Here is a 24,744-nt window from a genome sequence, read left to right on the forward strand (position 1 = left end):
GTGGGGCCGACGATGAGTTCCCCCTCGTCGTCTAGTGCTGCCTCTTCCTGCCGAGCAGCTGCTTGAGCCCGACCAGCGCCAGCAGCACGGCGCCGACGCCGGCGAGGCCGACACCCCACCAGGTCGGGTGCTCGACCGCGAGCACGAAGGTCGCCATCGGCACCAGCGTGGCGGGCATGGCGATCGCCAGCACGGTGAAGCCGGGGTTGCCGTCGAGCGCCGCGGCGAGCGCCCACAACAGGGTGAGGACGGCCGCCATCGCGAGGATGATGTAGACGTCGTTGTCGTAGTCCGAGTTGGAGCTGATGCCGCTGTCCGAGTCGAAGCCGCCCATCCCGAACTCACCGAAGAACTCGCCGATCGCCCGCACCACCACCAGTGCGATGAGGACGATGTTGAACCCGACCAGCCCGATCACGCCGGCGACGACACCGCTGATCGCCCGGGTGCGCAGCAGCCAGCCGACGGCAGTGACGGCGAGCACGAACACCGCGATCGTCGCCGCGGCGATGATCGCCTGGTCGTCGTCGTCACCGATGTCGGAGATCACGTCGTCGGCGAGCTGGATGTAGGCGATCCCGAGGCCGAGGATCGCTGTCACGACGAACGCGCCGCGGCGGACTGCGACGAACCCGACGACCGAGAGCAGGACGACGACGCCGCCCACCAGGTAGGCGAGCCAGTCCTCGCTCCCGTCCATCTCCTCGAGACCGACGACGAGCATCGCACCGACGCCCAGGACGCCGATGGCGCCGGGCCAGGTCACCAGCTCCTCGCGTCCCCTGCCGTTGGCGCTGAGGGCGCGGGTCCCGGACCCGGTGGCGCGGGTGTCGGTGGCATGGCCGCGGCCGAGCACCGTCGCCGCGAGCGCGACCAGCACCAGGACGGCGGTGGCGCCGAGGCCGACGGAGTAGTTGGACCAGTCGAGGTCGCCGTCGGCGCGGCTCCGGGTCGCGGAGAGCGCGATGGCGGCCGCGAGCAGGCCGACGCCGATCGCGATCGGGAGCAGACCCATGCCAGGGCGGCTCGGCTTCTCCGGGGCGACGGCCGGCGGAGGTGGCGGCGGATCCATCACCGACGTCGTCGTACCGCCCGGCGGCGGAGGTGCGCCGACCACGGCCGTCTGGGCGGACTGGGGTGGCGGCGTGGGAGCGGATCCGGTGGCCTGGGGGCGGGCGCCGGATGCGTCCGCCGGGGTGGCAGCGGGTGGCGGATCGTTGGGCGTGCCGCGCGGCGGGGTCGAGCCGGCGGAGGAAGCGTCCTCGGTCATGTGTCGACGGTAAGGCCCGGAAGGGCGCATCCTGGGGAGGTGACGCTCATGACCGCGACACGCGATCCGGTCACCCGGCCCCCGCTGTGGGCCTATCCGTGGTGGCTGGTGGTGGGTGCGCTCGTCTCCTTCGGGTTCTTGGCAGGGTTCACGATCGGGATCCCCTTCCTCCTGCTCGGCCTGGCCCTCGCCGGAGCGGGGGTGGCGCTCCCGGTCACCCGGAACCGCGGGGTCTCGGCGCTCCCGGCCGGGATCGGGCTGCCCCTCCTCTACATCGCCTGGCTGAACCGGGACGGCCCCGGGACGATCTGCACGTCGTCCGCCCACAGCACCTCGTGCGAGGAGCAGTGGAACCCGTGGCCGTGGGTGGCCGCGGCGGTCGTCCTGGTGCTGGTGTCCGTCGCGACGGCCCTGCTGGTCCGTCTCGCCACGCGGCGGCGGTGACGCAGCGGCTGGTCAGGCCGAGACCGCGAGGGTGAGCGGCAGGACGGCGTCGGCACCGGCGCTGACCAGCGCGTCGGACGCCAGCGTGAGCGACCACCCCGTGGCCACTAGGTCGTCGACGAGCAGCACCCGGCGACCACGGACGGCGTCGGGATCGTCGAGGTCGAGCCCGTGGCGGCGGGTCACGGCCGCAACCCGTTGCGCGGAGTTGGTGGCTCCCTGACCCGGCTGGACCGATGGATCGGTGATCGCCCATCGTCCGACCACCGGCCGCTCGAGAAAGCGCGACAGCCCCGACGCCAGGTCGGCCACCAGTCCCGGCCGGGTCGCCGACTCGGTCACCACGATCACGTCGGGCGCCGGCCGCCAGTCGGCGAGCATCGCCACGACAGCCCGCGCCAGCGGCGCAGGGACGGTCGTCGGGACGTCGGCCTCGCCGGCCCGGAACAGGTCCCGCAAGGCGGTGCCGTGGCCGAGGTCGGTGAGCCGGGCGATCGCCCGGCCCTCCTCAGCGGGCTGCTTGATCCGGCCGGACCGGTCGACGCCGAGGGCGGAGAGCCCGGTCGGCCAGAGCTTGCGCGGCTCGATGGGTACGCCGGGACGGGCCAGCCGGTCGGCAGCTTCGGCGACCGCCGTCGACGACACCTCCGTCGGCAGGTCGAGCCCGCCGCAGTTGTCGCACCGGCCGCACGTCCAGCCTTCGGGCGCCGCCGGGTCGTCGAGCTGGTGCCGGAGGAACCACATTCGGCAGCGATCGGTCGCCAGGTAGTCGAGCATCGCCTGCTGCTCGCGCTCGCGCGCCTCGGCGACGCGCCGGTAGCGGTCGGAGTCGTAGTCCCAGGGTCGTCCGGTTGCCTCCCACCCGCCCCTGACGCGTCGTACGGCCCCGTCGACGTCGAGGACCTTGAGCATTGTCTCGAGCCGGTTGCGGCTGAGGTCGACCCGCGCCTCGAGCGCCGGGGTGCTCATCGCGCCGCCGGCCTCGGCCAGCGTCGCCAGCGTCGTGCGCACCAGCTCCTCGCGTGGGAACGCCAGGGAGGCGAAGTAGGCCCAGATGTCGCGGTCCTCGATCGCCGGCAGGAGCACGACGGACGCCGCGTGCGTCGTGCCGCGGCCCGCACGGCCGACCTGTTGGTAGTAGGCCACCGGCGAGCTCGGTGCACCGAGGTTGACGACGAAACCGAGCGAGGCGTCGAAGCCCATGCCGAGCGCGCTGGTGGCGACCAACGCCTTGACCTCGCCGTCGAGGAGGGCCTGCTCGAGCGCGAGACGCTCGGTCTGCTCGGTCTTGCCGGAGTAGGCGGCCACCCGGTGGCCGCGCGACCGCAGGTAGTCGGCGACCTGCTGCGTCGCGGCGACGGTCAGGGTGTAGACGATGCCGCTGCCGGGCTGCTCGTGGAGGTGGTCGGCGAGCCAGGCCAGCCGCTGCTCGGCCGTCGTCAACCGGACGACGCCGAGCCGCAGCGTCTCGCGGTCGAGGCTGCCGCGCAGCACGAGCGGCCCTTCGTCGGTCGAGCCTGTCGAGACCAGCTGCTCGGCGACGTCGTCGGTGACGCGCTGGTTGGCGGTGGCCGTGGTCGCCAGGACCGGGATGCCGTCGGGCAGCTCGGCCAGGAGGGTGCGGATCCGGCGGTAGTCGGGCCGGAAGTCGTGACCCCAGTCCGAGATGCAGTGCGCCTCGTCGACGACCAGCAGGCCGCAGGTCGCGGCCAGCCGCGGCAGCACCTCGTCGCGGAAGCCCGGGTTGTTGAGGCGTTCGGGGCTGACCAGCAGCACGTCGACCTCGCCACGTTGGATCGCGGCGTTGGTCTCCTCCCACTGCTCCATGTTGGTGGAGTTGATGGTGACCGCACGGATGCCGGCCCGCTCGGCCGCGGCGATCTGGTTGCGCATCAGCGCGAGCAGCGGCGAGATGATCACCGTCGGCCCGCTGCCCTCCTCGCGCAGCAGCAGGGTGGCCACGAAGTACACCGCGGACTTGCCCCAGCCGGTGCGCTGGACGACCAGCGCCCGCCGCCTGGCGACCACCAGCGCCTCGATCGCCGCCCACTGGTCGTCGTAGAGCTCCGCCTCGCCTTGCCCGTCCCGGGGGCCGACCAGCGCCCGCAGGTGCTGCTCGGCCCGGGCGCGGGTGCTGTCGAGCTCGGTGGCTGCGGTCATGCGTCGTGTCTACCAGCGCCCCCCGACGCGTGGGGTCGGGGAGGTGGTTGTCCACAGGCGCACCGGTCAGGATCACGCACGAAGGGGAGCCAAGAGCGAGGTCGCTCAACAGTTGACGTCGAGTACCGACTCTCCGACGCCGTGTATCCGATCAGTCGAGAACAGCGCCTGCTCTGAGAGTCGCTCTGGCCGCAATGCTTGCGAACACGACCAAGACTCCAAGCATCACGGACACGACGATGATGCCGATTCCGAGGCCGGCTTGCGGGTACGCGTAGCAGTCGAAGTCAGTGGTCCCTTCGGGGAAGTACGTCCCGTCAGGGCAGGTGGCTAGCTCCTTGTTCAGCGCCATGACCAATCCGTCGACGATGCCGACCACGGCGCACACGAGACCGAGCCAGGTGCCCCACCAAATCAGGTCTTCACGGCGTCCGAGGCGCGCCGCCCGCTCATTCCCGGTCGCCGACTCGCCAGCCTGTCGCACCATGAATCGAACGCTATCCGACGCGACCGTGCACGGCATGGAATCGGCCCGCCCGCATCCGGCGCTCGTCTTTTCGAGCGCCCGGGATGGTCGCCTGGATTGGGAAAGTCGCTGTTCGCGAGCACTCGCCTTCGGAAACAATCCAGCATGCTGACCCTGGAGGAAGTCTTTCCACCGTTCGCGCTGCGGATCGCCGGCGCACCCTTGGAGCTGAGGGTCCTGCGCGACGACGATCTGCCCAAACTCGTCGAACTCGTCCGCGCTGGCATCCAGGTCCCCGACCTGCCGATGCCCTTCCTCCAGGCCTGGCACGAGGAGCCCTTTGCGCCCGGCTCGCCTGACGGGTTCCCGACGACCTCTCTGAGGTGGTGGTGGACGCAGAGGGCGACCTTCGCTCCCGACGAGTGGCGCCTCGCGCTGGTGGTCCGTCACGAGGGAGAGCTGGTTGGTATGCAGGATCTGCACGCGAAGGACTTCGCGCAGACGCGCAATGTCATGACTGGCTCCTGGCTGGGGAGAGCCCACCACGGGATGGGGATCGGCACGCTGATGCGACAGCTCGTTGTCGCTTTCTCGTTCGACGAGCTCGGTGCCGACCAGTGCGAGTCGGGCTACATCGTGGGCAATCACGCTTCGGCATCGGTCAGTCGCAAGGTCGGATACCTCGACAATGGCCGACGACGGATCGTGCAGCGGACGCGGCACGGCACGGTAGGGGTGGACGAGCAGCGGGTGGTGGTGACGCCTACTACCTTCGTTCGCGCAGAGGATCAGGTCTCAGTCGAAGGAGCGAACGCCGTGCGCCGATTCTTGGGCATTGACCACAAATCCACTGGCGCGTAGCCGCGCTGCCCCTGCCCCGCTGGAGAGGGGCATGCAGTGTCCGCACATCTGCAGAGGCGCGCCCGGCGAGCGGCATTAGCGGGCGGGCTGAGCTTTCCGCAGCTTCTTCGCCTGACGCGCAGCCTGGTCCCCAAGAGAGGTCCCGCGGTGAGCGCGTTCGACCTCCTCGACGTGGGCTAGAGCCTCGGATGCTCCGATCACCCGGCGCAGAGCCCCCATGGCGTGCAGCCCGACCTCTGGGTCGTGGATCAACTCAATGAGGACGGGCGCGACATCCGCTGACTTCTTGAACCGACCGAGCGCGAGCACCGGCATCTGGCGAGCAGTGCCGTACTCAGGCGTCCGGCAAACCCGGAGAAGGACATCGAGCCTGTCGATGGTCGCCGCGCTGCCCAAGGCGTCTCCTAGATGCCACGCCGCGGTGGAATCGACCGTGGCCCACCGGTCGAACGCACCGAGGAGGCCGTCGAAAGCGTGCGGACGCGCCCACGGACGACGAAGGTGCCCCGCGACCGCGCTGACGAGACGGGCATCTGCCAGCCGCGGGAGAGCGTCGAGGAGCACCTGCATCGCGGCTTTCTCATCGAAGGCGGAGGCCTCGAAGAACTCAACGTTGCTGACGAACCGGCCCAGGTCCTCCGCGCCAGAGACTCCTGCCCGGTCCAGTTCGGCCCGCAACGCTTCCCACTCGGCGGATTCCACCGCAGAACATTCTCACGAGCACTGCGGTTCGTGCCCGCTACTCGGCATTAGAGGGCACGTCGCGATCTCGAGACTCCGCTGGTTCAGGTGCGTCGGTGGTAGCGGATGTCGCCGTTGGGGAGTCGTTCGGTGGTGTGGTTGGGGTCGTGGGCGAGGTGGTGGTGGTAGTTGCAGTGGAGGATGCCGTCGTGCGTCCCTTACTAGAAGCGCGCCGTCCAGGATCCGCCCACGCCGCGCACGCAGCGCGGCAGTAGCGGATGACTCGTCACGAAGTCAGGGCGGCCAAGATCAGCGTCGCTCGCAGGATTCGTACTCATCGCGTCCCGGCCCGCCGATGCATCGGTCAGTGCCGCGACCGCCGTCTAGGTCGTCGGCACCGCGAAAGCCGTTGACGATGTCGTTGCCAAAGTGGCCCTCGAGCCGGTTGACTTTTGCGTTGCCGCGCAGGACGTCGGCCCAAACCGTGCCGCCCAAATACTCGATGCTGACGAGTTCGTCGAAGCCCCGGCCGTGGGTGTTCTGCGGTCCGGTCAGTCGGAGATCGACCTCGACCCCATGATGCGGATAGGGATAGGTGCAGCCGGGACCACACTTGAAGTGGTAGATGACCTCGTCGGGACCCGGGCCGCCGACCAACAGCTCATCGCCGGGACTGCTGACCAGATGATCGTTGCCGGCGCCGCCGTAGGCCGCCTCCCGGGCACCGGCCGGAGCATCTCCGTGGAGCGAGATGACGTCCTCACCGGGACCCCCGCAAACGATGTCCACACCGTTGCCAGTCCTTATGAGTTCCCCGATGGGGGTGCCAAGCACGACGTCCGAGTCGTCCCGGTTGGGGTCGGGTGCATCCGGGTCGTTGAGGTCGATGGTCACGACCTGACCGGCGCACATCGCGGGCTCGCCGCCGGCGGCGTTGCTCACGGCTGGCAGCGCGGGCGCGAAGAGGACAAGCCCCGAGGCGGCCAAGAGGAGTGCGGTCCGAGCGGAGATCACGGTTCGACACTATGTCTCGTTCGGGCGGAGTGCAGGAGTTCCAGGGAGCCTGCCGAACCCATCTAGGACGCCCGCCAATCGGCATTATCGGGCGTTTGGTGGTGAGCCCAGCGCGGGGATCTCGACCCCGTCACCCACGGCCCGGTGCAGAAGGGAAACCCGGCCAGGGCTAGCGCTGGGGCCACCAGCTAGTCGCTCACCTACAACAGCCCTCCCACTCCCCGTCCAAAGCCTGTCGGTCGCAACCACGCAGTGCCCGCAGCGAGCGCTCAGAGGCCCCGAGGGTCTCGAGACGGTCGCAGCGCAACCTCCTCGACCGCCGGGCTGCCGACATGGGTGTCGGCAACCGCGGATGTCAGCCGTCGAGCAGGCCGGCAGCGAGGAAGGCGCGCTGGTAGATCTCGCGCACGACCTGCTCCTTGCGTGCGTTGTATTGCATCGAGTGCTCGCCTGCCTCGTTCGCCGTGGCCGCGGCATCCCGCTTCGTCGTCGCGTAGAGGTCCCGCTCGTCGGGGTTGCCGCGGAGCCAGTCCCGGAACAGGCGGTGCTTCACCACCTCTGGGCTGTCGTAGCCGAAGACGTGGAGGTGGCAGCGGGGTTCGAGTGATCGGAGCACCCGGTGCTCGAACCACCAGGGCTCCCGCACTCGCAGCTCGAAACCCTCCGCCTCGAGCGCCGGGAGGTACGACGCCTCGTCGGCCGGATCGGCCACGACCAGGTCGATGTCGATGATCGGCTTGGCCGGGAGGCCGGGCACGGATGTCGACCCCACGTGCTCGATGACGAGGGCGCGCCAGCCGAGCGCGCGGCGTACCCGGCCGGCGAGCTCGTCGAACCAGCCTTGCCAGGCGGGGTCCGAGTCCGCCACATCGATGTGGAACGACGGGCCGGCTCCGGGTACCCACGGCGACGCGCCGTCAGGCACCGGCGGATCGTGGAACGTGACGATGTCGATCCGGTGAGGCACGCGGCCAAGGTAGTCGTGAGGCGCAAGCCGCACCGCCGGACTAGTCCACTCAGGTAAAACTTCGGCAGTTTCCTGAGATCCGCCCCACAGCCTGCGCAGGCGAACTAACTTCTACCTCGCCGCCGCAGGTGACCCGAGACTCCTGCGGCGGCACTTCAATTTTTCGGCCGCTCGATCCGCCGACAGCTCGCGCCGAAGGGCAGGAAACGCCCGCCGCCGAGCAGGAGCGTCGGCAGCAGCACCCAGATCGGCCAGAAGTAGCCGAAGCCCGACATCGCCCAGACCACGACGCAGACGACCGACGCGACGACCATGCAGTTCGGACCGCCGTCGGTTCGCGGCTGACGCGGTGCTTCCTCAGGACCGGGCCGCCCGGGCGTGTAGGGCTGGTACGTCGTCGGCGTCTGGCTCATGGCTCCCATGAGACACCCGCCCGGCGTCCGGCGCATCTGCCCAGGGACAGATCTCCGGGTAGCCCCGGAGGTAGACCGGCGGTCCCGCGAGGTGGTCAGTCGTCGCGCCAGTCCTCGTGGACCAGGTCACCCTCGGGTTGACCGTCGATATCGGCCCACACCGCGACGCCCCCGTGGTCGACCTCGTCGACCTTCACGTAGATCCACTCGTCGTACTCCGTGACCGGCTTGCGGATCCTCGCCCGGCTGTCGCTGATCGTGCCGTCGCTGCGCGAGCGCGCTTGCTCGTCGATCTCGACGAGGACGTCGGGATCGACCACGTCGAGCGGGAACGACACTCTGTCGCCTGGTTGGCTTGCTGAGGTCTTCTCCAGCACCGCGCCGTCCCATCCGTACTCCTCGGCGAGATCACCGTCGGCCGCGGGCGGGACGGTCAGCCGGATCGCGTCGCTGCCGTCGATCCAGACCTCCAGGACCGCGGTGGCGCCGGTGGCCCGTCGGAGCTCCGCGGCCACCTCGTCCAGCGTCGCCTGATCGATGATCGGCCGGTAGCGCTCCTCGGCGGGGAGCGGGTCGGGCGCTCGTTCCCCGTCGGGCCCTTCCGCCTCGGAGAGTAGGAGGAACCCGACGGCTCCCGCACCGATCACCGCCACGCCGACCAGCCATCGACCCCCCGGTCGGCGCCGGTTCGGTGGGGCCGGTGGCTCGATCGGCTGTCCGGACGTGTCGCGGTTCTCCCGCGTGACGTCGTCGGCCGAGGGCCGCCGGTACCGCTGCCACTGGCGATCCTCGGCGAGCTCGCCGTTGGCCTTCCGTCGGTAAGCCTTTCCGCGGACCCGGTCGCTCACCAGATGCGGACCCGGTCGCCCGGGTCGAGCCAGAGGCCGTCGCCCGGGGCCGTCTCGAACACCTCGTGGAACTCGTCGAGGTTGCGCACGATGTTGGCGCGGAACTCCGGCGGGCTGTGCGGGTCGATGGTGAGGTACTGGCGCTCCTGCTCGATCCGGCGCTTGGTGCGCCACACGTAGGCCCAGTTCAGGAACAGTCGCCGGCGGTCCTCGACCGGGGCCTCGCGGCCCGCCTCGTGCTCCGAGATCACGAACGCCTTGTGCCCGATGGTCAGCCCGCCGAGGTCCCCGATGTTCTCCCCGACGGTCAGGGCGCCGTTGACCTTCTCGTCCGGGATCGCCCGCGGCGACAGGCCGTTGTACTGCTCGACGAGGGTCTTCGACTTCACCTCGAACGCGGCCTTGTCGTCGGGTGTCCACCAGTCGTTGAGGTTGCCGGCCCCGTCGTACTGCGCGCCCTGGTCGTCGAAGCCGTGGCCGATCTCGTGCCCGATGACGGCGCCGATGCCGCCGTAGTTCTCGGCCGGGTGGGCGTCCGGGCTGAAGAACGGCTTCTGCAGGATGCCCGCGGGGAAGCAGATCTCGTTGGTGCCGGGGTTGTAGTACGCGTTGACCGTCTGCGGCAGCATGAACCACTCGTCGCGGTCGACCGGCGAGCCGATCTTCGCCAGGTGCCGGTCGGTCTCGAACGCCGCTGCCGCCTGGGCGTTGCCGATCAGGTCGTGCGCGTGGACCGGCAGCCCGGAGTAGTCGCGGAACTCGTCGGGGTAGCCGATCTTGGGCCGGAAGGTCGCGAGCTTGTCGTAGGCCCGCTCCTTGGTCTCCTCGGTCATCCAGTCCAGCGCCGCGATGGAGACCCGGTAGGCCGCGAGCAGGTTGGCGACCAGGTCGTCCATCTTCGCCTTGGACTCCGGCGGGAAGTGCCGGGCGACGTACTCCTTGCCGACGGCCTCACCCACAGCTCCCTCGACGAACGAGACCCCGCGCTTCCAGCGGGCCCGCAGCTCGGGCGTCCCGGACAGGGTGCGGCCGTAGAAGTCGAAGTTGGTCTCGACGAACTCGTCGGGGAGGTACGACGCCGCGGACCGCAGGACCCGGCTGTACATCCAGTCCCGCCAGGTCTCGATCGGCGTCTCGGTGAGGACCGTCGAGAGGTGCTCGAGGTACGACGGCTGCCGCACGCACACCTCGGCGATCGTGGCGTGCTCACCCGTGAGGTGTCCGCCGAGGTTCGTGACGTAGGCGTCCCAGTCGAAGGTGGGACACATCGCCTTCAGCTCGTCGCCGGTGCGCAGGTTGTAGGTCTTCTGGACGTCCCGGGTCTCGGCCCGCTCCCAGTGGCCCTTGGCCAGCTCCGTGTCGAGGGCGAGGATCCGCTGCGCCGCGCCCTCGGCGTCGGGGTGCTCGCCGAGGGCGAGCAGCTTGGCCAGGTAGTCGACGTAGGCGTCGCGGATCTCGGCGAATTTGTCGTCGCGGTAGTAGCTCTCGTCGGGAAGCCCGAGGCCCCCCTGGACGATGTGGAAGAGGTAGCGGTCTGAGTTGCGGTCGTCGGTGTCGACGTAGGAGCCGAACAGGCCGTAGCCGCCGACCCGCTCGAACTCGCCGAGGAAGGCAGCCAGGTCGCGGACGTCGCGGAGCCCCGAGGCGGCCTCGAGCAACGCGCGGACCGGGCCCAGGCCGAGCGTCGCGATCCGTTCGGTGTCCATGAAGGAGTTGTAGAGGTCGGCGATCTTGCGCGCGTTCTCCCGGTCTGCCACCGCGCCCGCGTCGGTCGAGCCGCCGCCTGCCGAGACGCCGTCGGCGAGCTCGGTGATGATGTCGCGCACCTGCTGCTCGCAGATGTCGGCCAGCTGGACGAACGGGCCCCAGCTCGACCGGTCCGACGGGATCTCCGTCTCCACCAGCCAGCGGCCGTTCACGTGGCCGAAGAGGTCGTCCTGCGGCCGGATGTCGGTGTCCATGCCCTCGCGGGCGTCGTCGAGGATGCTCACGAGGGTCGAGCCTAGATGAGGGTTCGAAGCGCGTTCCCGCGAAGGGATGACGGCCGCGGTCAGTAACGCCACAATGGCCGTCATGCGCAAGGTACTGGCAGTCCTGTTCGTGCTCGCTGCGGCGCTCACAGTGGCCCCCGCCTCGACCGCCACCTCGACACCCTCGGGTGACGGGGACAGGGTCGACCAGGCCCGCCGGGGATCGGAGGTCCAGCTCCTCAGGCAACGCGTCGTCACCCTGACCAACAACAAGCGGCGCGCTCGCGGGTGCCCGGTGCTGCGGAGGAACGACGCGCTCGACCGCGCCGCCCAGACCCACACCGTCAAGATGGCCGGACGCGGACGCAACGGCACGCTCTCCCACCAGCTGCCGGGCGAGCCCGGCGTCGGCACCAGGCTGCGGCGCGCCGGCTACGACTGGAGCGGATGGGGCGAGAACGTCGCAGCGGGTCAGACCACCGCCCGCGCCGTGATGCGGAGCTGGATGAACAGCCGCGGCCACCGCAGGAACATCCTGAACTGCCGGTTCCGGCACATCGGTGTCGGGCTCGCCTACGCCCGCACCGGCACGCCGTACTGGACCCAGGACTTCGGCTACCGGTGACCGTCAGCCGGCGACGAACCCGTCGCCGGTGAACACCGGTACGACGGCGTCGGCGTCGACCGCGGCGGCCGCCACAACGTCGGCGGCGTAGCCGACCTCGGCCAGCTCCCGGCCGCTGGCGCAAGCGTCCAGGGCGGCTGCGAGGTCACCCGCCACGGTGCCGTACGACGCCGCGGCATGGCCCGCCTCGGGACTCACCCGCAGGCCGGCGAGGTCGAGTGCGGCGAGCACCGCGCCCGCGCCCCACAGGTCCTCGAGCCCCGGCCGCAGCGAGCCGTCCGGCCACCGCTCGCCCGCGGGCACGAACGCGACGACCGCACCGTCCGCCAGCCGCGGCGCCAGCCAGCGCGCGACCGCGCTGCGGTTGCGGAGCGACGCTCCGACGACGGTCGGGACGGCGTCCGCGAGAGCGGCGCAGATCGTCGAGCCGTTGGGAGACGGCAGCACCAGCCGGTCCACAGGGGCGGAGGTCAGCAGCTGCGCGGGCGACAGGCTTGGCGGCGGATCGGCGAGCCCGGCCGCCTCGAACCGCCCGACCGCCAGCACCGCGTCCTGCTCGGCGGCGAACGCGGCCGCCCGCTCGTCCTTCCACGGGAACGGGTAGACGCGGGTCCCCTGCGCAACCGCGATCCCGAGCGTCGTGGTGAACGACAGCACGTCGACGACGACCGCGACGTCGGCCCCACGGGACACCGCGGCACCACCGGTCGGGCCCCAGTCGAGGCGCACGTCGTACGACTCCTGCCCGTGGGCAGCCTCCTGAGCGGGAGTCATCCCGGGAGGACCCGCCGCAGGAACTCCCGGGTGCGGGCCTGCTCGGGCGCCACCAGCACCTGCTCCGGCGGACCGCTCTCGACGATCCGGCCGCCGTCGAGGAAGCAGACCCGCGTCGCGATGTCCCGAGCGAACACCATCTCGTGGGTGGCGAGCACCATCGTCGTGCCGCCCTCGGCGAGGTCGCGCACGATGTCGAGCACGTCGCCGACCAGCTCAGGGTCGAGCGCGGCGGTGATCTCGTCGAGCAGCAGCAGCCGCGGGCTCGTGCACAGGGCCCGCACCAGCGCGGCCCGCTGCTGCTGACCGCCGGACAGGCGGTCCGGGTGCTTGTGGAGGTGCTCACCGAGCCCGAACCGCTCCAGCAGACCGGTGGCCGTCGCCTCCGCCTCGGCCTTCGACACGCCGTGCACCTTCCTCGGCGCGAGGGTGCAGTTGGCGAGCACCGACAGGTGCGGGAACAGGTTGTAGGCCTGGAACACCAGGCCGATCGAGCGACGTACCTCGCGCGGGTCGACGAGCGGGTCGGAGATCTCGCGACCCTCGAACTCGATGACGCCGTCGTCGACGTCCTCGAGCAGGTCGAGACAACGCAGCAGCGTCGACTTTCCCGAGCCGGACGAGCCGATCAGGCACACGACGTCGCCGGTCTCGACGGTCAGCGACACGTCGTCGAGCACGACGCGGTCGCCGTACGTCTTGCGCACGTTGCGCACCTCGACGACAGGGGTGGTCCTCTCGGGCGGTGAGCTCACAGCGCACCCGCCCGTTCGCGCCGGGCCACCCGCGCCGCGAGCCAGTCGCACAGCCGCGCCAGCGGCACCGTCATCGCGACGAAGAAGCAGGCGACGACGACGTACGGCGTGTAGTTGAAGTTGTAGTTGGCGTAGTCGCGCGCGGTGAAGAGGGCGTCGAAGATCGACACCGACGCGACGAGAGCGGTGTCCTTCTGCAAGGAGACGAAGTCGTTGAGCAACGGCGGTACGACGCGCCGGGTCGCCTGGGGCACCACCACGTAGCGCATCGCCTGGCCGCGGGAGAGCGCAAGGGCCTGGGCGCTGAGCACCTGCGACGGGTGCACCGACTCGATGCCGGACCGGAACACCTCGGCGACGTAGGCGGAGTAGGAGACGACCAACGCGACCGTCGCCCAGAAGAACGCGCCGTCGGGGAGACCCTGCAGCTCTAACGCGGGCATGCCGAACGCGAAGAGGAAGACCAGCAGCAGCGTGGGGATGCCGCGCACCACGTCGGTGTAGACGACCGCGATGCCGCGCAACGGCACCAGCAGCGGCGACCGGGAGCTCCGCGCGAGGGCGATCGCGAGCCCGATGACCAGGATGATCGGCTCGGCGATGAGGAACATCTTCACGTTGATCCAGAAACCGTCGACGATCGCCGGCAACGACTCCCGCGCGTGGAAGCCGTCGAAGAAGGACTCCCGCACGCGGGGCCACCCCGGCGAGAGGAGCACGGCGGCGGCCAGCCCGCCGATCACGACGATGGTCGCGAGGGTGGCCAACCCCATCCGGTTGCGGGTCAGTCGCGCCCGAGCGCGACGGCGCTCCAGCTCCCGTTGGCTCGGCGACCAGCCCTCCCGGGGCGCCTCGGCCCCCGTCATTGCAGCTCAGGCACGCTCACGACGTCGGCGGACAGCCACTGCTGCTCGATGTCGGCGAGGGTGCCGTCCTCCTTGAGGTTCTCGAGCGCCAGGTTGACGCACGGAAGCAGCTCGTTGCCCTGTTCGAAGAGCAGGCCGAACTCCTCGGTCTGGCCGCTCTCGACCTGGAACTGACCGACCAGCGTGGAGTCCGGGATCTCCACCGCGCTGATGTAGAGCGCCGTCGGCAGGTCGGCGACGATCGCGTCGAGCTGGCCGTTCTGGAGCTGCTGCTTGGCGACGTTGGTGTCGTCGAGCACTGCCGGGTCCTCGTCGGGCTGGATGGTCTCCCGGATCGCGGTGAGCGACGTCGTACCGGTCTGGGCGCCGAGCTTCAGGTCCTTGAGGTCGTCGAGGCTGGTGGCCTCGGCAGCGGGACTGCCCTTGAGCGCGATCACCGCCTGGGCGGCGGAGTAGTAGCCCTCGGAGAAGTCGACGACCTTGTCGCGCTCCGGCGAGATCGAGACCTGGTTGATGTCGAAGTCGAAGTCCTTGTCCCCCGGCTTGGCCAGGCTGTTGAAGCCGACCTTGATCCACTTCACGTCGTCCTTGGCGAAGCCCATCTCCTCGGCCAGGGCGTAGGCCACCGCGGACTCGAAGCCCTTGCCGTTGCTCGGGTCGTTGTCGACGAACCACGGCTCGTACGCCGGGGAGTCGGTGCCGATGGTCAGCACCCCCTCCTCCTTCAGCGGCAGGTCCTCGACCGCGCACTCGTCCGCGGACTCGGCGACCTCGCCGGTGTTGTCATCTGCCTCGTCCTCGGGCGAGCACGAAGTCGCGGCGGCGGCCAGCCCTATCGCGGCGAGAGCGACGAGCGTGCGGTGGTCACGGAGCAGGCGCATGGCGCGATCGTAGCGACGCCGAAGCCGACGTGGGCCACATCACCCGGGCAATGCTTGCAACTCGTTGCATAGGTCGGTCACACTCCGTCCATGGCCCTCGAGCACGCCCTCCTCGTCGCGCTGCGCGAGCAGCCGGCCTCCGGCCTGGAGCTCGCCCGGCGGTTCGGCCGCTCCATCGGGTTCTTCTGGAGCGCGACGCACCAGCAGATCTACCGCGTGCTCGGGCGGATGGAGGGCGACGGCTGGGTGCGCGTCGAGACCGTCGCCCAGCAGGGCCGGCCCGACAAGAAGGTCTACGACGTCACGCCCCTCGGCGAGACCGCGCTCGCGGACTGGCTGGCCGAGCCGACCCCCGAGGCACCGCTGCGCAGCGCGCTCGCGGTGAAGCTGCGCGGTGCCTCCTTCGGCGACCGCGCTGCGGTGCTCGAGTCGGTGCGCGCACACCTGGCCGATCACCACACCCGGCTCCACCACTACCGGCAGCTGATGAAGCGCGACTACCCGAGACCACCCGACAAGTCCGCGCAGGCCGGGCTCGAGCTCGACCAGTACCTCGTGCTGCGCGGCGGCATCCTCATGGAGGAGACCTGGGTCGCGTGGCTGACCGAGTACCTGGAGGCACATCGATGAACACCTCGACGACCGACCCCGCGACGGCGTACCCCCACCTGCTGGAGCCGCTGACGCTCGGCCGGCTCACGCTGCGCAACCGCGTGGTCATGGGCTCAATGCACACCGGCCTCGAGGACAGCGCACTCAACACCGGCAAGCTCGCGGCGTACTTCGCCGAGCGAGCCCGCGGCGGTGTCGGCCTGATCATCACCGGCGGCTACTCGCCCAACAAGCGCGGCTGGCTCAAGCCGCTGGCGTCCGAGATGACCACTCGGCTGCAGGCGATGCGGCACCACCAGGTCACCGACGCCGTCCACGCCGAGGGCGGCGCGATCGCCCTGCAGGTGCTGCACGCGGGCCGCTACGGCTACCACCCGCTCAGCGTCAGCGCGTCGGCGCGGAAGTCGCCCATCACGCCGTTCCAGCCTGGCGCGCTGTCGACGAAGGGCGTCGACCGGACCGTGTCCGACTTCGCCCGGGCGATCGCGCTGGCGGAGAAGGCGCGCTACGACGCGGTCGAGATCATGGGATCCGAGGGCTACCTGATCAACCAGTTCCTCGCTCCCCGCACCAACGACCGCACCGACGCGTGGGGCGGCTCGGTCGAGAAGCGGATGCGTTTCCCCGTGGAGATCGTGCGGCGGGCTCGCGAGCTGGTCGCGGGCGACTTCCCGATCGTCTACCGGATCTCACTGCTCGACCTGGTCGAGGACGGCCAGACCTGGGAGGAGGTCGTCGAGCTCGCTCACCGGCTCGAGGACGTCGGCGTCACCGTGCTCAACACCGGCATCGGCTGGCACGAGGCCCGGGTGCCCACGATCATCACGCAGGTGCCGCGGGGGGCCTGGGTCGACCACACCGCCCGGCTCAAGGCTGAGGTGACCGTCCCGGTCTGCGCGTCCAACCGGATCAACACCCCTGAGGCCGCCGAGGAGATCCTCGCGTCCGGCAAGGCCGACCTGGTCTCGATGGCCCGTCCGCTGCTGGCCGACGCCGAGTTCGTCAACAAGGCCGCCGCGGGCCGCGCCGACGAGATCAACACCTGCATCGCCTGCAACCAGGCCTGCCTCGACCACGTGTTCAAGAACCAGAAGGCGTCGTGCCTGGTCAACCCGCGCGGCTGCCGGGAGACGACGCTCGTCCTCCGGCCGACCCGGCTCGCAAAGTCGGTCGCCGTCGTCGGCGCCGGACCGGCCGGCCTCGCCACCGCGGTCTCCGCCGCGGAGCGTGGGCTCGCCGTCACCCTGTTCGAGAGGTCCGACGAGCTCGGCGGCCAGTTCAAGCTCGCGATGCGGGTCCCCGGCAAGGAGGACTTCCGCGACACGCTGCGCTACTACCGCCGCCGGCTGGAGGTGCTCGGAGTCGACGTACGACTCGGCACCGAGGCGACCGACGCCGACCTCGCGGCGTACGACGACGTGGTGCTGGCCACCGGCGTCAAGCCGCGGATCCCGGCGATCCCGGGCGTCGATCACCCGCTCGTGCTGCGCTACGACCAGGTGCTGGCGGGCGACGTCGTGCCCGGTCGCCAGGTCGCCGTGATCGGGGCCGGGGGCGTCGGCGTCGACGTGTCGGTGTGGCTGACCCACGACCCCGGCGAGACGCCGGACGAGTGGATGGCCCACTGGGGCGTCGCCGACCCGAGCCTGCACCGCGGCGGGATCACCGAGCCCAAGCCGCGCGCGCCGCAGCGCGAGGTCACCCTCATCCAGCGCAAGACCACGCCGATCGGCATCGGCCTCGGCAAGACGTCGGGCTGGGCGCACCGCGCCGTGCTCAAGCAGTCCGAGGTCCGCCTGGTCAGCGGCGCGTCGTACGACCGGATCGAGCCGACCGCCGCAGGCGACCGGTTGCGCGTGCACCTCACGGTCGACGGCGCGCCCGAGGTGATCGAGGCCGACCACGTCGTCCTGTGCGCGGGCCAGGAGTCCGTCCGCGACCTGGTGGCTCCCGACCGGACCGTGATCGGCGGCGCCGACCTCGCCGCCGAGCTCGACGCCAAGCGCGCGATCAGGCAGGGCACCGAGGTGGCCGCCGCCCTCTAGATCTAGTGTCAAATCGCTCTCGCAACGAGCGAAAACGTTCCTTCGGCTGTCCGGATCGGTGCATGCTCGATGCGCCGAACGGATGCGACGGCGTCGGTGAGGCACATCCGCGCCGAACCGAGGAGCTCCCATGAACCGTCCCGCCCCAAACGCGTCCGCCGAGGCCGAGCGCCGCTTCCCGCGCAGGTTCCTGCTGGCCGTGCCCGGAGGTGCCGCCATCGCTGGCCTCTCCGAGGCCGCCGTCTCGTCCCGCGCGACGGCGGCGCCCGGAACCGATCCCTGGAGGCTCGGCGGCAACACCAACGTCTCCACCACCGGCAGCAACTGGATCGGCACCAGGAATCCCGCGCCGCTGATCATCAAGACCACAGCGACCGCGGGCGGGACCCCGGCCGAGCGGATGCGGGTGCAGGCCAACGGCCGGGTGGGGATCGGCACCACCGACCCGGGGACGCTGCTCGACGTCGAGGGAGTGGCGCGCAGCGGGGGCGTCGTCCGCGCCACCCACACCGGGACGGGAGCAACGGCCGGCGCGTTCCGCGGCATCGCCACCAAGGCCGGTGGCTTCGGAGGCTGGTTCAGCGGCAAGGGCGGCGGCGTCTGGGCCCAAGGCAACGGGACCTCCACCCAGGGCGTGTTCGCCACCGGCACGTTCGGCGTCCGGGCGAACGGCGACGAGATCGGCGTCCGCGGCAGCGGCCCCATCGGGGTGCAAGGGGTGGGCACAGGTGCCGATTCGTACGGGCTCCGGGGGGACGGCGACCAGTACGGCCTGTTCGCCGACGGCTTCTACGCGGTGTACGGCAGCGGCGAGATCGGGTGCTACGGCTCGGGCGCCCAGTACGGCCTGTACGCCATCAGCGTTTCGACCGGGATCTTCGCCGACGGCAATCCCGCGGGCTACTTCGACGGCAACGTCGAGGTCACCGGCACCGTGACGAAGTCCGGCTCGACAACGCGGATCGACCACCCGCTCGACCCAGAGAACCGGTGGCTGACACACGCGGGCGTCGAGTCACCCGACCGGAAGACCGTCTACGACGGCACGGTGGTCCTCGACGCCGGCGGGGAGGCCACCGTCGCGCTCCCGGCGTACGTGTCGAAGCTCAACGCCGACTTCCGTTACCAGCTCACCTGCGTCGGCGGCCATGCACCGGTCTACGTCGCGCGCGAGATCCGCGACGGCCGGTTCCAGATCGCGGGCGGCAGAGCGGGCCTGAAGGTCTCGTGGCAGGTCACCGGAGTCCGGCGCGACGACTACGCCCGAGTCCACCCGGTGGAGGTCGAGACGGCCAAGTCCGGTGACGAGCGCGGCACCCGCATGTTCGTCCCGTCGGGATCCGGGGCGAAGCGGATGCCCACCGGCCGAGCGCGCCGCGACAAGTCGGTCGTCGACCCGCGGACGGTCAGGCAGACGTCCTAGCCCGCCAGCCAGGGCTCGACCAGCTCGTCCCAGAGGTCGGCGTTCGCCTGCCGGAAGAAGCCGTGGTGGCCCATCCGGCGGCCGTCGAGCTGCTCGGGGCTGAACCGCTGGCGGACGATGTCGGCGGAGGAGTACCAGTCGTGGAGGTGCTTGACGCTCTCCGCGCTCATCAGCTCGTCGTCGGTGAACGACAGCGACATCATCGGCGCCTTCACCTCGGCGAAGAGGGCGGGCGCCTCGGGGTGGTCGGCCTGGAGGTACTCCGGGTGCAGGCACCAGCGCGCCCACTGCCGCATCGCACCTCCCGGCAGGTCGCCGATCATCCGCAGCCGGTCGCCGGGGTAGTAGCCCGCGACCCGGATCGCCGCCGGCGCGATCGCGGTCCAGATCAGCGGCGCGATCCATCGCACCCCCGGCTGGTTGCGCCGCCAGTAGCCGTCGCCGGCGCTCACCGTGATGACCGAGGCCAGCCTGTTGTGCTCGACGAAGGGCACCATCTGGCCGCCCAGGCTGTGGCCTACCCAGGTGACGGGGAGGCCGCCGGCGTCGTCGGCGACCGCCTCGAGGACGGCGCGCACGTCGGCGAACCAGCGGTCGACGTCGGCCGTCTCGGCCTTCATCTCGGCCCGGCTCATCGTGCCGCGGTAGTCGAAGGTCACCGTCCGCCAGCCGCGCTCGGCGAGGTGGGTGGCGAAGGCGGCGTAGTAGGACGACGGCGTCGCCATGGCCGGTACGACGAGCACGACGCCGCGTGCTTGACCCTCCGGCTCGAACGTGGTGATCGGCAGCGCGCGACCGTCGTCTGCGGTGACCGCTTGCCTCGTGATTTGCCTCGTGTTATGACGAGTGTCATAGTTCATGTCGTGGAGTTTATGACAACTGTCATAGCGAAGGCAATAGGATGAGCCCTGTGGCACGCGACACACGGACCCGGATGATCCACGGCGCCGCGCTGATGATCGGCACCCGTGGGGTCGGGGCGATGAGCCTGCGGGACCTCGCCAAGGAGGCGGGCGTCCCCCTCGGGTCGACGTACCACCACTTCCCCGGCGGCCGGCAGCAGCTGGTCGAGGAGGCGGTCCGCACCATCGGCGCAGCGGTCACCCGGCGGATCGAGGTCGGCCGCGAGCGGGGGCCGGTCGCCGCGCTCGACGCGTTCGGTGACGAGTGGCGCAACCAGCTCGAGGCCACCGACTTCCTCTCGGGGTGTCCGGTGTTCGCGGTCGCGACGGCCGACGACGAGGCCCTGCGCGACGTCGCGACCGAGGTGCTGGAGTCGTGGCAGACCACCCTGGCCGCGGTGCTCGCGGACGCCGGCGTGGACCCCGGGCGCACGTCGCGGCTCGCGATGTTCATCGTCGCCGCCATCGAGGGGGCGATCGCGCTCTGCCAGGCGGAGAAGTCGATCGGACCGCTGCGGGACACGATGGAGGAGATTCACCACCTGGTCGACGCCGCCGTCGGAAGTCGGTAGCCACCCCGGCCTCGACACGCACCTACGCTGGACCACGTGATCGTGGACCGCACCGACGACGAGCTCCGATACGCACTGCCCTGCAAGTGGGGCCTGGTCGACCCGGACGTGCTCCCGGCCTGGGTCGCCGAGAGCGACTACGCCTGGGCGCCGCCGATCGCCGCGGCCCTGGGCGACGCGGTCGCCAAGGGGCTCACCGGCTACCCCGACTTCGAGCAGGGCGGCGCACTGGGAGCGGCGTACGCCGGCTTCGCCCGCCGGCAGTTCGGCCACGAGGTCGACCCGGTCGACGTGATCCCGACGGCCGACGTCACCGCCGGCGTCCGGCTGGCCCTCGACGTGCTCTCCGAACCCCGGCCGGTCGTGATGCCGCTCCCCGGCTACCCGCCGCAGCTGTCGATCGCCGAGATCACCGGACGGCAGCGGGTCGACCTGGTCGTCGACCCGGATGCCGAGCGGGCCGAGATCGACCTCGGCGCGCTCGACCGGCTCTTCGCTGACGGCGCGCGCACGCTGCTGCTCACCCAGCCGCACAACCCGTGGGGCCGGGTCTTCACCCGCGGCGAGCTGGAGGGGATCCGCGACGTCGTACGACGTCACGGCGCGCGCGTCGTCTCCGACGAGATCCACGCGCCGCTCGTCCACGAGGGTTCACCGCCCCACGTCCCCTACCTCTCCCTGGAGGGCACCGCCGACCACGCCGTCGCGGTGGTCGCGGCGTCGAAGGCGTTCAACACCCAGGGCCTCAAGTGCGCCCAGATCGTCGCGCCCGACCCCGCCACCCGTGACCGGCTCCGCAACGTCCCGATGGCACGCAACGACTCCTGGTCACCCCTCGGCGTGGTCGCGTCGATCGCCGCCTACACCGCGTGCGACGACTGGCTCGACGCCCTCCGCGGCCGGCTCTCCTCGCAGCGCGACCTGCTCGTCGACCTGCTCGCCGAGCACCTTCCCGAAGCGCGGATGCGGCCGCTCGAGGCGACCTTCCTCGCCTGGATCGACCTCCGGGCCTACCGCCACGACGACCCCGCTGCGGTGGCGCTCGAGCACGGCCGGGTTCGGCTCGCGCCCGGCCACGACTACCAGCCCGACCTCCCCGGCCACGTGCGGCTCAACATCGCCACCAGCCCCGAGCGGCTCACCGAGATCGTGCGCCGGATGGCGAAGGCGCTGGCCTGACCAAGGCTCGGCCAACGTGGCTAGTCGTTGCTGGCCTTGGTGGCGGCGACCAGATCGGCGTACCACTGGAAGGAGCGCTTCTTGGTGCGCTGCTGGGTCTCGTAGTCGACGTGGACCAGCCCGAACCGCGGCACCAGCCCGTCGGCCCACTCGAAGTTGTCCAGCAGCGACCACGCGTAGTAGCCGCGGACGTCGACGCCCATCCGCAGCGCCTCGGCGACCGCGGTCAGGTGCGCGGAGTGGTAGTCGATCCGCGCCTGGTCGTCGACGACACCGGCGTCGTCCGGGCCCTGGTTGTAGGCGCAGCCCGACTCGGTGACGTAGATCGGGGGTACGGCGGCGCGGAGCCGGGCGCGGAACATGATCAGCCACTCGCGCAGTGCGTCGGGCACCACCGACCAGTTCAGGTCGGTCGTCGGATATCCCATCACCGGACGGAACTCGAACGGCATCGGTGCGTCCTCGGCGGCCGCGCCGATCCGGAACGGCGTGTAGTAGTTGACGCCGTAGAAGTCGAGCGGCTGACGGATGGTGGCCATGTCCCCGTCGTCGACGACGTCCTCGAGCAGCGGCTCGAGGTCCCTCGGGTAGCGGCCGAGCAGCATCGGCTCGATGAACATGCCGTTCCACACCGCGTCGAACAGCTTGGACGCGCCGACGTCGGCGTCGTCGTCGGAGGCGGGCCAGATCGGCGCGTGGTTGTTGGCGCAGCCGACGCTCGGCGCGCCGGCGGCGCGGAGTGCGATCGCCGCCCGGCCGTGGCCCAGCAGCAGGTGGTGGGCGGCCGGCATCGCGTCGAACATCAGGGTCTTGCCGGGGGCGTGCAACCCGGTCGCGTAGCCGAGCGTCGTGACGACGCTCGGCTCGTTCACGGGGATCCAGTGCTCGACGCGGTCCGCGAGCCGCGCGCCGACGATCGCGGCGTAGTCGGCGAACCGCTCGACCGTCGCCCGGTTGAGCCAGCCGCCGTCGTCCTCGAGTGCCTGCGGCAGGTCCCAGTGGAAGAGGGTCACCATCGGCTGCACCCCGATGGCGAGCAGCTTGTCGACCAGTCGGTCGTAGAAGTCGAGGCCCGCGGCGTTGACCGCGCCGGAGCCGGTCGGCTGGACCCGGGGCCACGAGATCGAGAACCGGTAGCCGCCTGCTCCGAGGTCCGCCAACAGGGCGACGTCCTCGTCGACCCGGTGGTAGTGGTCGCAGGCGACAGCGCCGCTGCTGCCGTCGGCGATCCGACCGGGCTCAGCGCAGAAGGTGTCCCACACGCTGGGGCCACGGCCGTCGTCGGCGACCGCGCCCTCGATCTGGTACGCCGAGGTGGCAGTACCGAAGCGGAAGTCGGCGGGCAGCCGTGGTCCCTGCTCCCCGGCTGTCACGGCACAATCCTGCCTTGTGACCGTAGACATCCGCAGGAGTTCGAGCCGGTTCGTGGAGCGCGAGCCGGGACGCCGTACGCAGCACGCGTTCTCGTTCGGCGCCCGCTACGACCCGGAGTGGCTGTCGTTCGGGCCGATGGTCTGCCACGACGACCACCTGCTCGGCAGCGGACGGGGCTTCGAGGAGCACCCGCACTCCGACCTGGAGATCGTGACCTACGTGGTCTCCGGGTCGCTCGTGCACGCCGACTCCCTGGGCACGTCCGGGTCGTTGCGGGCGGGTGAGGTCGCCGTGCTGTCGGCGGGCACCGGGGTCCGGCACAGCGAGGTGGCGGCGACGGACGGTGCCGCGCGGTTCGTCCAGGTGTGGCTGAGGCCCGACCAGGTCGGCGCCGCTCCGGGCTACGCCCGCGGGTCCGCGGCGGGCGCGGTCGAGGGCGCCGGGTTGGTGCCGATCGCCGGGGTCGGATCCGAGCTCGCGGTCGGCGTCGCCGGCGCGTCGTACGCCGTCGCCCGGCTGGCCGCCGGCGAGAAGCTGATCCTGCCCGCCGCCGCCCGAGTGCACGCCTACGTCGTGTCGGGTGGGCTGATGCGCTCGTCGCTGGCCGCGCCCCTGGACACCGGCGACGCCTTCTGCTTCGTCGACGAGCCCGGCCACCAGGTGACGGCCGCGATGCCGACCGAGCTGCTGGTGTGGTCGTTCGGACCGTCAGTGGCGCACCCGGAGCCGCATCGCCAGTGACGGCACGTCCGGTTCGTCGACGTCGACGACGGCCAGCAGCCGGGTGGACACCGGATCCGCGTCGAGCACCATCAGGCCCTCGACCTTGCAGACGCGGCCGTCGACGAGAGGGAGCGGCGTCATGTCGCGCACGAGGTGGTCGTCGAGGCGGACGAGAGCGGAGCCGACGACCGGGCCGTCATCGCGCGGGTTCGGGCTGTCCTCGGCGGCGGCACTGAGCAGGACGGTCCCGTCGGCGAGCGCGACGGCGTCGGTGATCCCGAGCCCGACTCCGTCGACCTCCCCCAGGGTGTAGTGCCTCGGGTTGCTCACCGCAACGCTGCCCGGCGGTGTCCTGCCGAGCGCCGCCGCGACCGCCGCTGCCGGCTCCAGATCCACGCTGCCGGCGGGCACGCCGGCGGCCGGGATTCCGCGGTGGTACCACCGCAGCACGTCGCCGACCAGGCAGGCGCCCTCCAGGTTGAGCACCTCGGGAGGGATCGCCAACGCGTCCGCCACCGCGGCGTACAGCGGAGCCATGTCGGTCACGAGCGCTTCCGGCCGACCGGCGACCAACCGCAGGAGCGACCAGCGCATCCGGGCCGCGAGCGACCCCGAGCCCAGCAGCAGCACCGCCGGCGCCCCGTCAACATCGACCGCGCACGCAGCCTCGAGGTCGGGCTTGAGGTGCTTGGTGCCGGACGCGTTCTCGAACACGTCGAGCCCGTCGACCGCCGGGAGCAGCCGGACGGCGTCCGCCGGTCTGCTGCGGAACCAGGCACCGTGCGTCGCGTCGTCCTGCGCGACCAGGAAGCCGTCCCCGAACGGGGTCACCGCGGAGGCGGCCCGGACCGGCGATCCGTCAGCAAGGCGGAGCCGATCGACGCCCTCGACGTGGATCTGCACGGAGCCAGTCTCCCTG

At 71.0% G+C, this 24,744-nt stretch carries 25 protein-coding genes; 9 read left to right on the forward strand and 16 right to left on the reverse strand.

The window, feature by feature from the left end; translation table 11 throughout:
- Nucleotides 1–31: 31 nt before the first annotated feature.
- Nucleotides 32–1,270 carry a hypothetical protein gene (locus tag SHK19_RS21125; protein WP_322937384.1) on the reverse strand — a complete coding sequence of 413 codons (1,239 nt, stop codon included), beginning with the start codon at nucleotides 1,268–1,270 and terminating at the stop codon, nucleotides 32–34.
- Nucleotides 1,271–1,318: 48 nt separating this feature from the next.
- On the opposite strand from SHK19_RS21125, the gene SHK19_RS21130 reads away from it, so the two are divergent.
- A complete protein-coding gene (locus SHK19_RS21130; RefSeq protein WP_322454423.1) occupies nucleotides 1,319–1,714 on the forward strand; it encodes a hypothetical protein in 396 nt (131 codons plus the stop codon).
- Nucleotides 1,715–1,726: 12 nt separating this feature from the next.
- Here SHK19_RS21130 and SHK19_RS21135 read toward each other — a convergent pair whose 3' ends face one another.
- Both SHK19_RS21135 and SHK19_RS21140 read right to left on the reverse strand, forming a co-directional pair.
- Entirely contained in the window at nucleotides 1,727–3,874 is a 2,148-nt protein-coding gene (locus SHK19_RS21135) for a RecQ family ATP-dependent DNA helicase (RefSeq protein WP_322937385.1), read from the reverse strand.
- A gap of 151 nt (nucleotides 3,875–4,025) precedes the next feature.
- Entirely contained in the window at nucleotides 4,026–4,361 is a 336-nt protein-coding gene (locus tag SHK19_RS21140) for a hypothetical protein (protein WP_322454421.1), read from the reverse strand.
- Nucleotides 4,362–4,505: 144 nt separating this feature from the next.
- On the opposite strand from SHK19_RS21140, the gene SHK19_RS21145 reads away from it, so the two are divergent.
- The gene (locus tag SHK19_RS21145; protein WP_322937386.1) at nucleotides 4,506–5,201 is read left to right on the forward strand and encodes a GNAT family N-acetyltransferase; all 696 of its coding nucleotides are present in this window, start codon (nucleotides 4,506–4,508) and stop codon (nucleotides 5,199–5,201) included.
- Nucleotides 5,202–5,276: 75 nt separating this feature from the next.
- Here SHK19_RS21145 and SHK19_RS21150 read toward each other — a convergent pair whose 3' ends face one another.
- The 6 genes from SHK19_RS21150 to SHK19_RS21175 form a co-directional block, all read right to left on the reverse strand.
- The gene (locus SHK19_RS21150) at nucleotides 5,277–5,903 is read right to left on the reverse strand and encodes a hypothetical protein (RefSeq protein WP_322454419.1); all 627 of its coding nucleotides are present in this window, start codon (nucleotides 5,901–5,903) and stop codon (nucleotides 5,277–5,279) included.
- Nucleotides 5,904–6,191: 288 nt separating this feature from the next.
- Nucleotides 6,192–6,896 (reverse strand): calcium-binding protein, encoded by a 705-nt coding sequence (locus tag SHK19_RS21155; RefSeq protein WP_322454418.1) that lies wholly within the window; start codon nucleotides 6,894–6,896, stop codon nucleotides 6,192–6,194.
- A gap of 355 nt (nucleotides 6,897–7,251) precedes the next feature.
- Nucleotides 7,252–7,863 (reverse strand): GrpB family protein, encoded by a 612-nt coding sequence (locus SHK19_RS21160; protein ID WP_322937387.1) that lies wholly within the window; start codon nucleotides 7,861–7,863, stop codon nucleotides 7,252–7,254.
- Between the two features lie 155 nt (nucleotides 7,864–8,018).
- Entirely contained in the window at nucleotides 8,019–8,276 is a 258-nt protein-coding gene (locus tag SHK19_RS21165; RefSeq protein ID WP_322937388.1) for a hypothetical protein, read from the reverse strand.
- Between the two features lie 95 nt (nucleotides 8,277–8,371).
- Nucleotides 8,372–9,124, reverse strand: coding sequence for a hypothetical protein (locus SHK19_RS21170; RefSeq protein ID WP_322454415.1), 753 nt, complete (start codon nucleotides 9,122–9,124; stop codon nucleotides 8,372–8,374).
- Nucleotides 9,121–11,115 carry a M13 family metallopeptidase gene (locus SHK19_RS21175; RefSeq protein ID WP_322454414.1) on the reverse strand — a complete coding sequence of 665 codons (1,995 nt, stop codon included), beginning with the start codon at nucleotides 11,113–11,115 and terminating at the stop codon, nucleotides 9,121–9,123. The genes SHK19_RS21170 and SHK19_RS21175 overlap by 4 nt, the downstream gene beginning before the upstream one ends.
- 82 nt (nucleotides 11,116–11,197) lie before the next feature.
- Here SHK19_RS21175 and SHK19_RS21180 point away from each other — a divergent pair, with 82 nt between their 5' ends.
- A complete protein-coding gene (locus SHK19_RS21180; protein ID WP_322454413.1) occupies nucleotides 11,198–11,719 on the forward strand; it encodes a CAP domain-containing protein in 522 nt (173 codons plus the stop codon).
- A 3-nt stretch (nucleotides 11,720–11,722) separates the two neighbouring features.
- Here SHK19_RS21180 and SHK19_RS21185 read toward each other — a convergent pair whose 3' ends face one another.
- From SHK19_RS21185 to SHK19_RS21200, 4 genes are read right to left on the reverse strand one after another with little or no spacing between them, the layout of a single operon-like run.
- Nucleotides 11,723–12,493 (reverse strand): 2-phosphosulfolactate phosphatase, encoded by a 771-nt coding sequence (locus SHK19_RS21185; RefSeq protein ID WP_322454412.1) that lies wholly within the window; start codon nucleotides 12,491–12,493, stop codon nucleotides 11,723–11,725.
- Entirely contained in the window at nucleotides 12,490–13,248 is a 759-nt protein-coding gene (locus SHK19_RS21190; RefSeq protein ID WP_322937389.1) for an amino acid ABC transporter ATP-binding protein, read from the reverse strand. The genes SHK19_RS21185 and SHK19_RS21190 overlap by 4 nt, the downstream gene beginning before the upstream one ends.
- Entirely contained in the window at nucleotides 13,245–14,114 is an 870-nt protein-coding gene (locus SHK19_RS21195; protein WP_322937390.1) for an amino acid ABC transporter permease, read from the reverse strand. Before SHK19_RS21195 ends, SHK19_RS21190 begins: the two co-directional genes overlap by 4 nt.
- The gene (locus tag SHK19_RS21200) at nucleotides 14,111–14,995 is read right to left on the reverse strand and encodes an ABC transporter substrate-binding protein (RefSeq protein WP_322937391.1); all 885 of its coding nucleotides are present in this window, start codon (nucleotides 14,993–14,995) and stop codon (nucleotides 14,111–14,113) included. Before SHK19_RS21200 ends, SHK19_RS21195 begins: the two co-directional genes overlap by 4 nt.
- A gap of 90 nt (nucleotides 14,996–15,085) precedes the next feature.
- On the opposite strand from SHK19_RS21200, the gene SHK19_RS21205 reads away from it, so the two are divergent.
- The 3 genes from SHK19_RS21205 to SHK19_RS21215 all read left to right on the forward strand — a co-directional run bounded on the left by SHK19_RS21205 (nucleotide 15,086) and on the right by SHK19_RS21215 (nucleotide 19,075).
- Nucleotides 15,086–15,625, forward strand: coding sequence for a PadR family transcriptional regulator (locus tag SHK19_RS21205; protein ID WP_322937392.1), 540 nt, complete (start codon nucleotides 15,086–15,088; stop codon nucleotides 15,623–15,625).
- Entirely contained in the window at nucleotides 15,622–17,652 is a 2,031-nt protein-coding gene (locus tag SHK19_RS21210; protein WP_322937393.1) for an NADPH-dependent 2,4-dienoyl-CoA reductase, read from the forward strand. Before SHK19_RS21205 ends, SHK19_RS21210 begins: the two co-directional genes overlap by 4 nt.
- A gap of 130 nt (nucleotides 17,653–17,782) precedes the next feature.
- Nucleotides 17,783–19,075, forward strand: a complete 1,293-nt coding sequence (locus tag SHK19_RS21215; RefSeq protein ID WP_322937394.1) for a hypothetical protein — start codon at nucleotides 17,783–17,785, stop codon at nucleotides 19,073–19,075.
- On the opposite strand, the gene SHK19_RS21220 is transcribed toward SHK19_RS21215, so the two are convergent.
- Entirely contained in the window at nucleotides 19,072–19,935 is an 864-nt protein-coding gene (locus SHK19_RS21220; RefSeq protein ID WP_322454405.1) for an alpha/beta hydrolase family protein, read from the reverse strand. The two genes, SHK19_RS21215 and SHK19_RS21220, sit on opposite strands and share 4 nt — an antisense overlap.
- Nucleotides 19,936–19,985: 50 nt before the next feature.
- Here SHK19_RS21220 and SHK19_RS21225 point away from each other — a divergent pair, with 50 nt between their 5' ends.
- On the forward strand, nucleotides 19,986–20,549 hold the full coding sequence (locus SHK19_RS21225) for a TetR/AcrR family transcriptional regulator (protein ID WP_322454404.1): 564 nt from the start codon (nucleotides 19,986–19,988) through the stop codon (nucleotides 20,547–20,549).
- Between the two features lie 36 nt (nucleotides 20,550–20,585).
- Nucleotides 20,586–21,728: a MalY/PatB family protein gene (locus SHK19_RS21230; protein ID WP_322937395.1), complete on the forward strand. Its 1,143-nt coding sequence runs from the start codon at nucleotides 20,586–20,588 to the stop codon at nucleotides 21,726–21,728.
- A 20-nt stretch (nucleotides 21,729–21,748) separates the two neighbouring features.
- Here SHK19_RS21230 and SHK19_RS21235 read toward each other — a convergent pair whose 3' ends face one another.
- Complete coding sequence (locus SHK19_RS21235; RefSeq protein WP_322454402.1) at nucleotides 21,749–23,101, reverse strand: GH1 family beta-glucosidase; 1,353 nt, start codon at nucleotides 23,099–23,101, stop codon at nucleotides 21,749–21,751.
- 16 nt (nucleotides 23,102–23,117) lie between these two features.
- Between SHK19_RS21235 and SHK19_RS21240 the strand changes: the two genes are divergently transcribed.
- On the forward strand, nucleotides 23,118–23,843 hold the full coding sequence (locus SHK19_RS21240) for a pirin family protein (RefSeq protein WP_322454401.1): 726 nt from the start codon (nucleotides 23,118–23,120) through the stop codon (nucleotides 23,841–23,843).
- Here the strand turns inward: SHK19_RS21240 and SHK19_RS21245 are convergent.
- Nucleotides 23,811–24,728 (reverse strand): DUF6910 family protein, encoded by a 918-nt coding sequence (locus SHK19_RS21245; RefSeq protein WP_322454400.1) that lies wholly within the window; start codon nucleotides 24,726–24,728, stop codon nucleotides 23,811–23,813. The genes SHK19_RS21240 and SHK19_RS21245 overlap by 33 nt on opposite strands.
- Between the last annotated feature and the right edge of the window lie 16 nt (nucleotides 24,729–24,744).

Source organism: Nocardioides bizhenqiangii (assembly GCF_034661235.1).
In the GTDB taxonomy this organism is placed as follows: Bacteria; Actinomycetota; Actinomycetes; order Propionibacteriales; family Nocardioidaceae; genus Nocardioides; species Nocardioides bizhenqiangii.

Bases quoted from the DNA above. Each gene is read 5' to 3' on its own strand.
- SHK19_RS21180 (WP_322454413.1), top strand. From the start codon at position 11,198: ATGCGCAAGGTACTGGCAGTCCTGTTCGTGCTCGCTGCGGCGCTCACA.
- SHK19_RS21215 (WP_322937394.1), top strand. From the start codon at position 17,783: ATGAACCGTCCCGCCCCAAACGCGTCCGCCGAGGCCGAGCGCCGCTTC.
- SHK19_RS21195 (WP_322937390.1), bottom strand. From the start codon at position 14,114: ATGACGGGGGCCGAGGCGCCCCGGGAGGGCTGGTCGCCGAGCCAACGG.
- SHK19_RS21210 (WP_322937393.1), top strand. From the start codon at position 15,622: ATGAACACCTCGACGACCGACCCCGCGACGGCGTACCCCCACCTGCTG.
- SHK19_RS21200 (WP_322937391.1), bottom strand. From the start codon at position 14,995: ATGCGCCTGCTCCGTGACCACCGCACGCTCGTCGCTCTCGCCGCGATA.
- SHK19_RS21220 (WP_322454405.1), bottom strand. From the start codon at position 19,935: ATGAACTATGACACTCGTCATAACACGAGGCAAATCACGAGGCAAGCG.
- SHK19_RS21185 (WP_322454412.1), bottom strand. From the start codon at position 12,493: ATGACTCCCGCTCAGGAGGCTGCCCACGGGCAGGAGTCGTACGACGTG.
- SHK19_RS21165 (WP_322937388.1), bottom strand. From the start codon at position 8,276: ATGAGCCAGACGCCGACGACGTACCAGCCCTACACGCCCGGGCGGCCC.
- SHK19_RS21145 (WP_322937386.1), top strand. From the start codon at position 4,506: ATGCTGACCCTGGAGGAAGTCTTTCCACCGTTCGCGCTGCGGATCGCC.
- SHK19_RS21130 (WP_322454423.1), top strand. From the start codon at position 1,319: ATGACCGCGACACGCGATCCGGTCACCCGGCCCCCGCTGTGGGCCTAT.
- SHK19_RS21140 (WP_322454421.1), bottom strand. From the start codon at position 4,361: ATGGTGCGACAGGCTGGCGAGTCGGCGACCGGGAATGAGCGGGCGGCG.
- SHK19_RS21135 (WP_322937385.1), bottom strand. From the start codon at position 3,874: ATGACCGCAGCCACCGAGCTCGACAGCACCCGCGCCCGGGCCGAGCAG.
- SHK19_RS21125 (WP_322937384.1), bottom strand. From the start codon at position 1,270: ATGACCGAGGACGCTTCCTCCGCCGGCTCGACCCCGCCGCGCGGCACG.
- SHK19_RS21205 (WP_322937392.1), top strand. From the start codon at position 15,086: ATGGCCCTCGAGCACGCCCTCCTCGTCGCGCTGCGCGAGCAGCCGGCC.